The organism is Neobacillus dielmonensis, assembly GCF_000612665.1.
In the GTDB taxonomy this organism is placed as follows: domain Bacteria; phylum Bacillota; class Bacilli; order Bacillales; family Cytobacillaceae; genus Neobacillus; species Neobacillus dielmonensis.
Map to the genome: position 1 here is coordinate 39340 of NZ_HG942085.1, position 12924 is coordinate 52263.

Annotated in this window: 11 protein-coding genes; 5 read left to right on the forward strand and 6 right to left on the reverse strand. The window is 42.3% G+C overall.

The genetic code is table 11. The features are described from left to right. Nucleotides 1-5 precede the first annotated feature (5 nt). From BN2425_RS21700 to BN2425_RS21715, 4 genes are all read left to right on the forward strand, one after another. The gene (locus BN2425_RS21700; RefSeq protein WP_042464113.1) at nt 6-710 is read left to right on the forward strand and encodes a DUF421 domain-containing protein; all 705 of its coding nucleotides are present in this window, start codon (nt 6-8) and stop codon (nt 708-710) included. 415 nt (nt 711-1125) lie between these two features. After that, nucleotides 1126-1689, forward strand: a complete 564-nt coding sequence (ahpC, locus tag BN2425_RS21705) for an alkyl hydroperoxide reductase subunit C (protein ID WP_042464115.1) — start codon at nt 1126-1128, stop codon at nt 1687-1689. Nucleotides 1690-1702: 13 nt separating this feature from the next. After that, a complete protein-coding gene (ahpF, locus tag BN2425_RS21710; protein ID WP_042464117.1) occupies nt 1703-3232 on the forward strand; it encodes an alkyl hydroperoxide reductase subunit F in 1530 nt (509 codons plus the stop codon). Between the two features lie 153 nt (nt 3233-3385). Then, the gene (locus BN2425_RS21715) at nt 3386-4615 is read left to right on the forward strand and encodes an MFS transporter (RefSeq protein WP_154663585.1); all 1230 of its coding nucleotides are present in this window, start codon (nt 3386-3388) and stop codon (nt 4613-4615) included. Nucleotides 4616-4676: 61 nt separating this feature from the next. Here BN2425_RS21715 and BN2425_RS21720 read toward each other — a convergent pair whose 3' ends face one another. From BN2425_RS21720 to yeiL, 4 genes are all read right to left on the reverse strand, one after another. Continuing rightward, nucleotides 4677-5819, reverse strand: a complete 1143-nt coding sequence (locus tag BN2425_RS21720; protein ID WP_042464121.1) for a glycerate kinase — start codon at nt 5817-5819, stop codon at nt 4677-4679. 27 nt (nt 5820-5846) lie between these two features. Then, nucleotides 5847-7121, reverse strand: a complete 1275-nt coding sequence (locus BN2425_RS21725) for a GntP family permease (RefSeq protein WP_042464123.1) — start codon at nt 7119-7121, stop codon at nt 5847-5849. A gap of 121 nt (nt 7122-7242) precedes the next feature. Beyond that, a complete protein-coding gene (locus BN2425_RS21730) occupies nt 7243-8364 on the reverse strand; it encodes a sugar diacid recognition domain-containing protein (protein WP_042464125.1) in 1122 nt (373 codons plus the stop codon). Between the two features lie 34 nt (nt 8365-8398). Beyond that, the gene (gene yeiL, locus BN2425_RS21735) at nt 8399-9070 is read right to left on the reverse strand and encodes a transcriptional regulator YeiL (protein ID WP_042464127.1); all 672 of its coding nucleotides are present in this window, start codon (nt 9068-9070) and stop codon (nt 8399-8401) included. An 82-nt stretch (nt 9071-9152) separates the two neighbouring features. On the opposite strand from yeiL, the gene BN2425_RS21740 reads away from it, so the two are divergent. Next, entirely contained in the window at nt 9153-10304 is a 1152-nt protein-coding gene (locus BN2425_RS21740; protein ID WP_042464129.1) for an MFS transporter, read from the forward strand. A gap of 197 nt (nt 10305-10501) precedes the next feature. Here the strand turns inward: BN2425_RS21740 and BN2425_RS21745 are convergent, their stop codons facing one another. Together BN2425_RS21745 and BN2425_RS21750 are read right to left on the reverse strand one after the other, a co-directional pair. Beyond that, a complete protein-coding gene (locus BN2425_RS21745) occupies nt 10502-11005 on the reverse strand; it encodes a 2'-5' RNA ligase family protein (RefSeq protein ID WP_042464131.1) in 504 nt (167 codons plus the stop codon). 265 nt (nt 11006-11270) lie between these two features. Continuing rightward, the gene (locus BN2425_RS21750) at nt 11271-12773 is read right to left on the reverse strand and encodes a malate:quinone oxidoreductase (RefSeq protein ID WP_042464293.1); all 1503 of its coding nucleotides are present in this window, start codon (nt 12771-12773) and stop codon (nt 11271-11273) included. Between the last annotated feature and the right edge of the window lie 151 nt (nt 12774-12924).

The window sequence follows — 12924 nt, forward strand, 5'->3', positions numbered from 1 at the left end:
CTTGAATGAACTTCATTTCAAGCCAGGAATCACTTACTGTGATCCAGTGGGTACTAAGGGCAGTAGTGGGATTTGTTTTTTTAATCGTGATCGCAAGAATTTTAGGCCAGCGTGCCATTTCTCAATTGAGATTGATTGATTTTGTCATTGCATTGGTGATCGGGGACGTGATAGCCCACCCGTTATCAAATGAGGAACATAGTTTTAAAGGAGCCCTTATCACAACATGTGTACTGGTCCTTTTATACCTCATTGGCATTTATCTTGTTCTGAAATTTCCTAGTTTCAGGAAATTAATTACTCCTCCAGCGATTACCGTCGTTAAGGAGGGAAGAATCCTTTATCATGGATTAAAGAAGGCTAGGATCTCCCTAGACGTGTTATTAGAGCAGCTGCGGGAACAAAAGGCGGACGATGTCAAAAAAGTCGCTTTGGCGATTTTTGAAGCAGATGGAAAAATTTCTGTATTCCTTGATCCAAAGTATGAACCTGTTACCCCAGCAGACTGCCAAATAGAAACACAACCTTTCAACTTACCACGGACTATAATTAAAGAAGGGAAAATCAACACGGAGGAGTTATACCAGTCCCAAAAAACCCGGGAATGGGTCATCTCCACATTACAAAACCAATATCAGGCTGAAGTACATAATGTCCTACTTGCTACTCTAGATAATCGTGATAATCTGAAGGTGTTTTTCTACAAATAAGGCAGCAGAAGAAAACACAGCTGCCTTATTTTGATGGAAACCAGTGGTTATCATTTACAAACTGAATTCTCATTTACCCTATTTATACAGTAACTATAATTAAATTTAGTCATTCACTACTGATAATGAACAAAAATCCGATAACTCACGCTTCTTAAGCAAGAATAAGCTATCTATTTAACTACATTACTATATAGGTATACTAATAGCGATAAAGCGCTTACATATAAATTCATCTTTTTTATAGTTTATATCTATTTAAAATAATTATTTATTTTATTTGACAAAAATATTATAAGATATCTATAATAACTAATATAAATTAATAATAATTTTAGATAAGCCTGGACATACTATTACTAGTAGTGGACAAGCTATCTATTATTAAACATAAATTTTTAGGAGGAATTTTATTATGTCTCTAATTGGAAAAGAAGTACAACCATTTGTTGCACAAGCTTTCAAAAATGGTGAATTTATCGAAGTAACAGATGCAGATTTCAGAGGTCACTGGACTGTTGTTTGTTTCTATCCAGCAGACTTTACATTCGTTTGCCCAACTGAACTTGAAGACCTTCAAGATCAATACCCAACACTTCAAGAACTTGGAGCTGAAGTATTCTCTGTATCAAGAGATTCTCATTTCACTCATAAAGCATGGCACGAAACTTCAGACGCCATCGGCAAAGTTACTTATGGCATGATTGGTGACCCTGCCCATGTTCTTTCTACTCAATTTGAAGTATTAAGAGAAGGCGAAGGCGCTGCTGACCGTGGTACATTCATCATCGACCCAGACGGCGTGATCCAAGCTGTTGAAATCAACGCAGACGGTATTGGCCGTGATGCTAGCACATTAGTTGATAAAATTAAAGCTGCACAATACGTGCGTAACAATCCTGGCGAAGTTTGCCCAGCTAAATGGAAAGAAGGAGCTGCAACACTTAAGCCAAGCCTTGACCTAGTAGGTAAAATTTAAGGAAGTGCTATAAATGATACTCGATGCAGATATAAAAGCACAACTCAACCAATATCTTCAATTATTGGAAAATGACGTACTGCTTAAAGTCAGTGCTAGCACAGATGAACTTTCAAGAGACATGTTGTCTCTTGTGGATGAGCTGGCAACGATGTCACCTAAAATTAAAGTAGAAAAAACAGCATTAGATCGAACACCAAGCTTTAGTGTCAATCGTCCTGGGGAAGACACCGGCATTATTTTTGCCGGTCTTCCATTCGGACATGAATTCACTTCCTTTGTGCTAGCCCTGCTCCAAGTCAGCGGCCGAGCTCCAAAGGTCGATCAGAAATTAATCGATCAAGTGAAAAATGTAAAAGGCGAATATCGCTTTGAGACATTTGTATCATTAAGCTGCCATAACTGTCCTGATGTGGTACAGGCCATGAACGTGATGAGTGTCCTCAACCCCGGGATCAGCCATACGATGATTGATGGTGCTGCATTCAAAGAAGAAGCAGAACGCCGAAACATCCTGGCAGTACCAACTGTTTTCCTTAATGGAGAACCATTTGGAAGCGGCCGGATGACACTGGATGAAATCCTTGCCAAAATGGGCAGTGCTCCAGATGCATCTGAATTTGCCGAGAAAGAGCCATTTGATGTATTGGTTGTCGGCGGTGGTCCTGCCGGATCCAGTGCCGCTATCTATGCAGCTCGTAAAGGCATTCGTACTGGAATTGTAGCGGAACGCTTTGGCGGCCAGGTGCTTGATACCCTTGGCATTGAGAACTTGATTGGTACTAAATATATTGAAGGTCCACAGCTAGGCGCAAGTCTAGAAGAACATGTGAAACAGTACAATGTGGATATTATGACAGCACAGCGTGCGAAGCGTTTGGAAAAGAAAGACCTCATTGAAGTCGAACTTGAAAACGGCGCTGTTCTAAAAAGCAAGACAGTCATTCTTTCGACGGGTGCCCGCTGGCGCAATGTCAATGTCCCAGGCGAAGCTGAGTTCAAAAACAAAGGGGTAGCCTATTGCCCTCACTGTGATGGACCATTGTTTGCCGGAAAAGACGTTGCTGTAATCGGCGGGGGTAACTCTGGTATTGAAGCAGCCATTGACCTTGCTGGCATTGTTAAGCATGTCACGGTCATTGAATTTGCGCCAGAACTGAAAGCTGACTCTGTACTGCAAGACCGTCTCTACAGTCTTCCAAATGTAACGGTTGTAAAAAATGCTCAAACAAAGGAAATTACCGGTACTGACAAAGTAAACGGCATTACCTACATTGACCGCGAAACAGAAGAAGAACATCATATTGAATTACAAGGTGTGTTTGTCCAAATTGGTCTTGTACCAAATACGGAATGGTTAGCCGACACGCTTGAACGCACTCGAATGGGTGAAGTGGTTGTCGATAATCGTGGCGCAACCAGCACTCCTGGTGTATTCGCTGCAGGTGACTGTACGAATAGTCCATATAAACAAATCATTATTTCAATGGGATCAGGTGCGACAGCATCCTTAGGTGCATTCGATTACCTCATCCGAAATTAATACTATCCGCTGTGTTTTGCACAGCGGATTTTTTATTTTTTGTCTACTATATTAGAAATCTCTCCAAAACTTAGAATATGATTCAACACCCCCTCTCTTTGCTTTAAAATTAATCATACATACAAATTTGACTGGCATATGGAGGTACCGTACTTGAAGAGTCATAGAATCAATAGTTGGATCCTATTATTCGTTGTTTTTGGTGGATTTCTTTTTTTCGGGCTATCGGAAAATATCAAGGGGCCCGCTCTCCCGAGTATGCAATCGGAGTTCTCTCTCGAGGAATCACAGCTCGGTGTCCTGCTCTCCCTTAACTCTTTAGGATATTTACTAGCCTGCTCGTTCACCTCGGTTCTTGCTGATAAAATTGGCATTAAATTTACAGGGATTCTCGCTTTTGCCTCAATGGCCTTATCGGGAGTCTTTATGTTTCTATCAAAGGGATATCTCTCCTTAACTGCTTCCTATTTTCTTCTATACATAGGAAACGGGATGTTAGAAATTGGACTTGGCATCATGGCCGCCCGCATTTTCACTAAGAATACAGGGACCATGATGAATTTGGCCCACTTTTTTTATGGTCTTAGCTCGATTGGGGCGCCGATTTTAGGAGCTGCTATGATGGGCTGGCACCTGACAGATCATCAATTGGGATGGCGGGGCATGTACCTGATTCTTCTTTCCTTGTCCCTCTTGCCGATTATTCCTTCGCTAATAGGAAGGTTTCCTGAGGAGCATCAAAGCGAGGGAGAAGCAGCCTCGTTTAGCGGGTTATTGCGCGACCCGATTGCCTGGCTGATTGTAGCGGTACTTTCATTTGGGGTGATTTCCGAGTTGGCGGTCGGAAGCTGGCTTGTCTATTATTTGGAGCATGCCTACGATTGGTCCTTAAAGCAATCGTCAGGAATGCTATCATTATTTTTCCTGTTTTTTACCCTATCCCGTTTATTTGCCGGTCCAATCACTGACAAAATCGGTTACGCTCTTTCCATCATGCTGTTTTCTGCCTTCTCAGGCATATGCAGCTTTGCTGCAATTTTCATTGGGGAAACCGGGGCCATTCTTTTTGCGATTGCCGGGATTGGAATTGCCCCTATCTATCCTACGGTGATGGCACTGCTAGCGAAGCGCCATGCCAAAGGAGTGGGGACGGCGATTACCTTTACGGTTACATTGATGGGAATTGCCAGCGTAATCGGAAACCTGTTAATCGGGTTCATTATTGATATGGTGAATGAGTTTTTTGGAAAAAATCAAGGGAACGAACTTGTTGGCCTGCAAGCCGGATATGGATTTATTGCTGGAATGGCCATTCTTTGTTCACTTTGCTGTTTCTTTTTATATAAAATGCTTCGAAGAGCCCGGCAGGATACGGTAATATGACGAGATCGATTAACAAAAAAACAAGGCCTGACATCATTGTCAGACCTTGTTTTTTACAACATTATCGTTTAACAAAACCGATCTTAAAAACAGCAGCTATGCTCGCAGCCGTTCTCTCGGCGTATTCTCCTGCATGCTTGAAAGCATCCTCCAAAGAAGTCACCCCAGGAACAATACTGAACAAGGCATCGATGCCATGTTCATAAACTGCCTCACTATCTTTGGCGACGTTACCAGCAATCCCAACAACAGGGATGCCATGTTTTTTGGCTGTTTTCGCAACACCAATGGGAGTCTTGCCAAAAATGGTCTGCCCGTCAATCTTTCCTTCTCCCGTAATGACCAAATCCGCATCCTCAACGATACTAGATAAACCTGTTGCTTCAATCACAATATCGACACCCCGCTTCAACTCTGCCGACATGAAGGCGAGCAATCCGCCGCCGAGTCCCCCAGCGGCACCAGCACCAGGGACATCGTTTATATTTTTGCCAAGGTCCCGCTCAATAACGGCAGCATAATGCGCAAGATTTTGGTCAAGCAGGGCTACCATTTGTTGGTCTGCCCCTTTTTGCGGTCCAAAAATCGCCGATGCTCCTTTTTCCCCTGTCAGCGGATTATCAACATCACACGCTACTTCAATTTTCACATGGGAGAGACGTGGGTCAAACTCTGAGAGATTGATAGAATCTAAGCACCCTAGGGCACCGCCGCCTTCCTCTATTTCCGCCCCATTTTGGTCAAGCAGCTTTGCCCCAAGTGCCTTAGCCATACCAGCACCGCCATCATTCGTTGCACTTCCGCCTATACCAATGATGATGTGGTCAACCCCATGGTCGAGTGCTGCAGTTATTAATTCACCGGTTCCTCTTGTCGTGGTCACCAGTGGATTTCGCTGCTCAGCAGGAACAAGGTGAATTCCAGAAGCCGCCGCCATTTCGATGACCGCTGTCGTTTTGTTGCCAAGGATCCCAAAAAAAGCTTCTACAGGTTCTCCCAGCGGTCCAGTCACTGTTTTAGAAATGATTTGACCGCCAGTTGCGTCTACCAGCGACTGAACGGTTCCCTCACCACCGTCAGCCATCGGCACCTTTACATATTCAGCATCAGGAATGACCCGTTTAAAGCCTCTCTCAATCGATTCTGCTGCCTCTAATGCGGATAAACTTTCTTTAAAGGAATCTGGCGCAATGACAATCTTCATCTTTTTCCCTCTCCTGTCTAGTTATTCTTACCCAAAGATATGGAATACCCCGTAAATCAACGTGGAAACAATCGCTAACGTTAAACCAACCAATGTTTCATATGGAATCACTTTTAGGCGTTCTTTGATTTCCATATTGACACTGCCTCCTGTCGCGTGGAAAAAGCTTCCGTGCGGTAAGTGGTCGAGTACAGTCGCACCGGCATGGATCATAGCAGCGCCTGCGATGGCGGAAACGCCCATTCCCAATATCGTTGAACTAAACACTTGGCTGGCTACTGCTGTACCAGCTGTTGTTGACGCAGTGGCAGCTGACATAAAGATACCTGAAACTGGTGCCAGAACATAACCTGGAAGACCTAGTGCATTTAATCCTTCAATTAAAACATCTTTTAATCCGGAATTGGCAATAATGCCAGCAAGAGTACCGGTTCCAAGTAGCATGATCGCAACACCGGTCATTTTTCCCAAACCTGAAATGGCATACTCGTTTACTTTTCTTCCTCTGCCCATCACGACTGCACCAACGATTCCTCCAATAGGCAATGCAATCATCGGGTCAATACTGATATCGAATAAAGGCCGTAAAGCTAATAAAATTATGGTCACAATTGGCGCAATCAAAGCCGCTATGAAGGAAGGAAGCGGGCCGCCGTTATGTGTCTGAATTTCTTGTCCTTGTACAACTGAACCCTTTTTGACTAGTTTTTTAGCTAAGAAATACGTTACAACCAGTCCAAAAATGGCTGGTATGATTCCAGCAGCCATAATCGATGTTAATGGAACTTTAAACGCATCCGAAGCGGCAATGGCATTTGGATTTGGCGACATAATGTTTCCGGCTTTACCGCCGCCAATCATCGCTAGTAATATAGCAGTCTTTGAAATGCCAGCTCGTTTGGCAATGGCCAGGGCAATCGGAGAAACGGTAATAACCGCTACATCAATGAAAACCCCAACTGCTGTCAAAATCATCGTAGCAACAGCCAAAGCAAGCAACGCTCTTGTTTCCCCTAATTTTTTTACAATCGTTTCTGCAATAACAGCAGCAGCACCTGATTCAATCAAGACGCCTGCTAAAACACCTGCTGCTAAAATCCTTAACACAGCTGGAATAATGCCTTTGGCACCTTCCATCATTAATGTAACTGTATTGGTTATATCAACACCGCCGACAAGACCTCCGACTAACGCACCGGCGATCATTCCGTAGGCAGGAGAAACTTTCTTTAAAATCAAAACAATCGCAACAACTAAAGCGACAACTGCACCTAAAGCGCTTACTTGAACTTGAGCATCCATAACTCTATTCCCCCTTGTCTTGTTGTACTTACATTGTAAGCGGTTGCGAAAATGTTTTCATTATTCACCCTATCAAAAAAAGACCTGGCAATCCCAGGCCTTTTTGTGCATTTGCACAATTTCATTTTACTTGATGCTGCAAAATAGATAAGTAAAGTTCCAGTAAATCCTTTACCTTTCGAGGGTCTTTGTCGGTTATTTCCGTAATCCGTTCTAAACGGTAACGGAGGGTGTTTCGGTGAATGAAGAGTCTTCCTGCTACCTTATTGATATCCCCATTCTCCTCGACATAACTCATCAAGGTCTCCAGCAGTTCCCCCTTTTTATCATGGTGCTGCAGCTGTGCAAAATAAGGACCAATATCCTCCGCAATTCCAAGTTGATTTGCTCGCGCTAGAAACACAGGCAGCTTATAATCCTGATAAAAATAAATCGTTTTGTCTGGATGTAGTTTTTCTCCCACCTTCGAAGTATCAACAGCATCCTGATAAGACTTGGAAACCCCGTCTAAACCAGCATGATAATCACCCATTACTACTTTTAAACGATTCTGCTGCTGGCTTTTTAGTCCCAACATCCACTTTTCCAATCTATGCAAAGTTCTGGAATAGTCCCATTCATACTCCTTTATATGTACCTTTTTTAACAGGACAATATGATCAGGATGCATCACGTATAAGTCATCTTTCTCCAATTTTTCCTGAATATATTTATACGCATTGGATTGGTTTTCAACACTCAAAAGAATCACCACTCTGGGGATATCCAGGTTAATCCCCAGCCGTTCCACCCGTTCAAAATAAAATGGTGTCAATTTGTCGGTGCCCTGAAGCAGCTGGCTGATTAATTCTTCCTTTAGCCGTTCATCCCACTGCATTTCTTCGACAAGGACAGCCTGTTGCAGAATCATTTCGGCTGCCATTTTGACTAATTCCCCATAGTTGCGGATTTCATCCGGTGCTCCTGTAATCCCGATCACACCGACGACATGATCCCGAAAGGTAATCGGCAGATTGATGCCTGCCTTGACTCCGTGAAGCAGTTTCGCTTCAGCCTCCTCAATTTCAAAACCGGACTTGTTCTCAATTACCCTTACGGCTCCTTCATGAATCGTATCAATCCTTTTTTTATCTCCTGAGCCGATAATGATTCCCTTTTCATTCATCACATTTATATTTCGGTTGATGATTTTCATCGTCCGATTGACAATTTCCTGTGCCAAGCCCTGGTTCAAAAATCTCATTTCAATCCCTCTACTCGATGATTTCTTTTGTTTGTTATTCATTCCTTAACATATCAGCAAGCTTACGCAATGCGTCTGGCTGCTGAATCAAATAGGACCGGCCTTCCTTTTGCAAGTATCCTTTCTCACAAAATTGCCCAAGGACGTGTAAAAGGTGGCGATAAGAAACCCCTAAAAAATCACAAACCATTACGTGTTTTTCTTTGTAAACATGGCCATCTGCTGTTTGCAAAATAAACTCCGCCAGTCGGTTTTCAAGTGGAAAGGCCAGGCTTTGTGTATACTTTGCCGCCATAATGGTGGATTTCAGGCTTAATAATCTGGTCAGTTCACGAAGAAATACCACATCTTCGAGCAATTGCGCCCGGCAACGATTAAATGGAATCGCCAAACAGATTGTCTTTGTAGAGCTTTGAATCCCTTTTGTATAGTAGATATCATTTAAAAGCTCCATTTCCCCAATATACTCGTTCGGGTTAATAAAATTGATCAAGGACACTTTGCCGTTTTGATGGGTCACATATATTTTTGCTTTTCCTTCGATCACATAAAATAAATAATCCGGCCGTGTGCCTTCTTGGATTATCCATTCATCGCGTTTATATTCATGGACTTCGATATAGTCTTCAATCGGAAAAGAGAATAAATGTTTAATCGAATGTTTCTCCAAAAAATGCTGTCTTTTTTCATTTTTATAAATTTCCATTCTCCACCCCAAAATATGAGATATCTCCTATTATCTTATCTTTCTCCATGATATCATGCAATCATTGGGGGGATTCAAGAAAATGAATACGCAACGCTGGATGGGCAGACAATTTTTCACTTTTTATTTGACTTGGGGCATCTTTCTTCCTTATTGGACGGGATGGTTGGTCGAAACAAAAGGGGTTTCCATCTCACAAGCGAGTTTGATTATGAGCTTAGGTTTGGTTGCCCGGGGACTTTCCACCCTATTTGCCTTTCCGTACTTATCGGGGAAATTCAGCAGCAAAACATTATTAAATGGCATGGCCGTTATCACGCTGGCCGCCTTATTGTGCTATATCCCAGTAAACTCATTTAATAGTTTACTATTGGTAACCTTACTTCTTCATATTTTTTACCCTACCTTAATGCCCGCATTGGATAGTGCGGCTGGTGTTCTGGTACAAAAGGGTCTATTAAAACATTACGGAAAAAGCCGTTCATGGGGATCTATAGGATTTGTCGCGGCTGGTATGATTTTAACGGTCTTTACAGGAAAGTTTGGCGATGAGGTTATTTTATGGACACTGTTACTTGGCTCAGCAGCATTTGTGTGCCTTGGTTTGATGCCTGCTCCACAAGTTTTATCGGAAAAACCGCAAAAGCAGCCAAAAGAGAAGGCGGGCATGCTCAAATTGTTTCGCATTAAGCACTTTAGTTTAGTGCTCATTATTGTCATTTTACTGCAATCAGCACATGCTTCTTACTACAGCTATGGCTATCTCTTTTTACAAGACATTCATGCACCAAAATATTTAATTGGAGTCATCCTGAACATTGCCGTGCTGGCAGAAATCATCTTTTTCTCGATTGCCGATCGGGTATTTCCTAAATTTTCAGCAGGTGCTTTGCTGGCACTATCGGCCTTGGGCTCAACGCTAAGGTGGATCTTAGTATTCGCCTTTCCAAATGTGGTTGTATTTTGTTTTGCCCAAACACTGCATGCCTTTTCCTTTGCCATGGGGCATTATGCGTTTATGAAATACTTAATCACACATATCCCTAATGACCAAATACCAATTGCACAGGGTCTGTATTCCGCATTGGCGCTTAGCTGGGGCACAGCTGTGTTCACGATATTCGGCGGCTATTTATTCGAAATGGAGCCAAGATATGCCTTTATCGGCATGATTGCTTGTTCGGTACCAGCCATGCTGTTAGCCCTCACCTTTCGTAAAACAGAAAGTGCATAGGAAGAGAATTTAAAGAAGCCACCCTTCGTGTAACGGGTTCGGTTTTCGAGAAGAAAACGTTAATTTGCAACCCATTTAGCACCTAAATTAACAAGCGTTTTGAAACCAAATTAGTAAATGAAAAAGCAATGGAATTCGTTATTCCATTGCTTTTTTTTAAATAGGAGTTATTTTCGTTTCAATTTTTTAGCTTAAATTCAAAAAGAAACCTTAAATTCAATGATTGAATTCCCATTACTTTCAATGACTTCAGAAGTTACTTCAGTGACAATCGTTTCGAAGCTCTCCTCAAATGGCTTTGTAACATCCAATGCTGTTAGAAACTCAATATCATTTTTTAATCTCCCAACAGTCAAATGAGGAGAATAGGTATGTTGACGGCTCATAAATTCAAATAATGGACCAGAATATAACCGATCGTGCAATTCGATTAAATTGTCGTTTCCCTTTTTAACATTTAAGAATAGGTAATTATTTAGCGAACCAGTAACTCCCTTCAACAGAATAGGAAAAGGTTTGACCCCAATTAATGTATTTTTTATGTGTTCTTCAAGAGTTAAAGATGAGATTTCGCTCTCAAAGGGGAAGACAAGCGTAATATGTGGCTGCACAACCCCAAACAATGGGTCATACTTTTTTCTTAATTCTTCTATCAAATTTATATTCTTAAATTCGGGAAAAATATGAATTGCCCTTTGCATATATGTCACCTCGCTCTGTATATTTTTTAAGTACCTTTAAAATTTGACTGATGATTTCCGCTCCAGTCGCTCAGCGAACCCGCGGGCGTGCCGGGGAGTCTCCTCGGCGATGAAAGCGCCTGCGGGGTCTCCCCAGCCCCGTACTCCCGCAGGAGTCGAGCTTATCCTCTCCAATCAACAGGTTTTAAAAATCAACATTATCGTTTAACAGAGCCTTTTTGAAAAAAAACCTTCAATTCAAAATGAATTAAAGGTTTAATCTAATTTAATGCAGAACCAGTTCTTTTTCGACTAGGCCAAGTGCCTCTGCTGTTGTACCATGAATTTTATCAAGAAGCTCTGGATTGTCCATTAGTGACTCGCCGTACGATGGAATCATCTCTTTGATTTTCGATTCCCAGTCTTCAATTTGACGAGGGAAGCATCTTTCCAATACCTGAAGCATAACGTGAACAGCCGTCGAAGCACCCGGAGAAGCACCGAGCAAGGCAGCGATTGAGCCATCCGCCGCCGTAATCACTTCCGTACCAAATTGAAGTGTTCCTTTGCCGCCTTTTTCTGTATCTTTAATCACCTGAACACGCTGTCCAGCTACTACCATATCCCAATCTTCAAGCTTTGCATTCGGGATAAACTCCCGTAACTCTTCCAGTCGCTGTTCCTTCGATAACATTAATTGCTGGATGAGATATTTTGTTAAAGATAACTCTTTTACTCCTGCTGCCAGCATTGTAAGGACGTTATTGGGTTTCACAGAACCAATTAAATCAAGATTCGATCCGGTTTTTAAAAACTTTGGTGAGAAACCGGCAAACGGTCCAAACAGCAAGGTTTTCTTGTTATCAATGAATCTTGTATCAAGATGCGGAACAGACATTGGCGGAGCACCTACTTTGGCTTTACCATACACCTTTGCGTGATGCTTCTCCACCACTTCCGGATTGTTGCATACCATAAATAGTCCGCTGACTGGGAATCCGCCAATATGTTTTGACTCAGGAATTCCTGTCTTTTGCAGTAATGGCAAACTTCCGCCGCCGGCGCCAATAAACACAAACTTGGCATAATGCCGTTCGATGTTGCCTGTAGCCATATTCCAAATTTTGAGTTCCCATAAGCCATCTTCCGTACGCTTGATATCCTCCACACTGTGCTTGTAGTTGACCTCAACGTTTTGGCTCTTTAAATGATCAAATAAGATGCGGGTTAACGCACCAAAGTTAACATCCGTTCCAGAGTCAATTTTGGTTGCCGCAACCGGCTCATTGGATGCACGGCCTTCCATGATGAGCGGAACCCATTCCTTCAGCTTTTTAGGATCTTCTGTATATTCCATTCCTTGGAATAGAGGGTTATCCGAAAGCGCTTTAAAACGCTTTTGTAAAAAAGTAACATCCTTTTCGCCTAGCACCAGACTCATGTGAGGCAATTGTCTAATAAACTCCTGCGGATTTTGAATCAGATTGCTGTTCACAAGATAAGACCAAAACTGTCTTGACAGCTGGAACTGTTCATTAATGCTGATAGCTTTGCTGATATCAATCGACCCGTCCGGTTTTTCGACAGTGTAGTTTAGCTCACACAGTGCGGAATGTCCCGTTCCTGCATTATTCCACTCATTCGAGCTTTCTTCTCCTGCACTTTCAAGTTTTTCAAATACTTTTATGTCCCATTCCGGCGCCAGTTCCTTCAATAAGGATCCCAACGTGGCGCTCATGATTCCAGCCCCGATTAAGATAACATCTGTTTTCCCCTGTATGTTACTCATGATATCCATCCTTATCCCCTATATTGGCAAAAAAGGGCAAGTGCTCCTGCTTGGTTTCAAAAAGCAAGATATCACTTAGAAACACACCTTTTCTGTCTCCATCACAAAGATTCATAGTCTAAAATCATTATACTACTATTATCTGACTATT

Coding starts and splice junctions, on each gene's coding strand:
- BN2425_RS21700 (WP_042464113.1), top strand. CDS start 6: ATGAACTTCATTTCAAGCCAGGAATCACTTACTGTGATCCAGTGGGTA.
- ahpC (WP_042464115.1), top strand. CDS start 1,126: ATGTCTCTAATTGGAAAAGAAGTACAACCATTTGTTGCACAAGCTTTC.
- ahpF (WP_042464117.1), top strand. CDS start 1,703: ATGATACTCGATGCAGATATAAAAGCACAACTCAACCAATATCTTCAA.
- BN2425_RS21720 (WP_042464121.1), bottom strand. CDS start 5,819: ATGAAGATTGTCATTGCGCCAGATTCCTTTAAAGAAAGTTTATCCGCA.
- BN2425_RS21725 (WP_042464123.1), bottom strand. CDS start 7,121: ATGGATGCTCAAGTTCAAGTAAGCGCTTTAGGTGCAGTTGTCGCTTTA.
- BN2425_RS21730 (WP_042464125.1), bottom strand. CDS start 8,364: ATGAGATTTTTGAACCAGGGCTTGGCACAGGAAATTGTCAATCGGACG.
- yeiL (WP_042464127.1), bottom strand. CDS start 9,070: ATGGAAATTTATAAAAATGAAAAAAGACAGCATTTTTTGGAGAAACAT.
- BN2425_RS21740 (WP_042464129.1), top strand. CDS start 9,153: ATGAATACGCAACGCTGGATGGGCAGACAATTTTTCACTTTTTATTTG.
- BN2425_RS21745 (WP_042464131.1), bottom strand. CDS start 11,005: ATGCAAAGGGCAATTCATATTTTTCCCGAATTTAAGAATATAAATTTG.
- BN2425_RS21750 (WP_042464293.1), bottom strand. CDS start 12,773: ATGAGTAACATACAGGGGAAAACAGATGTTATCTTAATCGGGGCTGGA.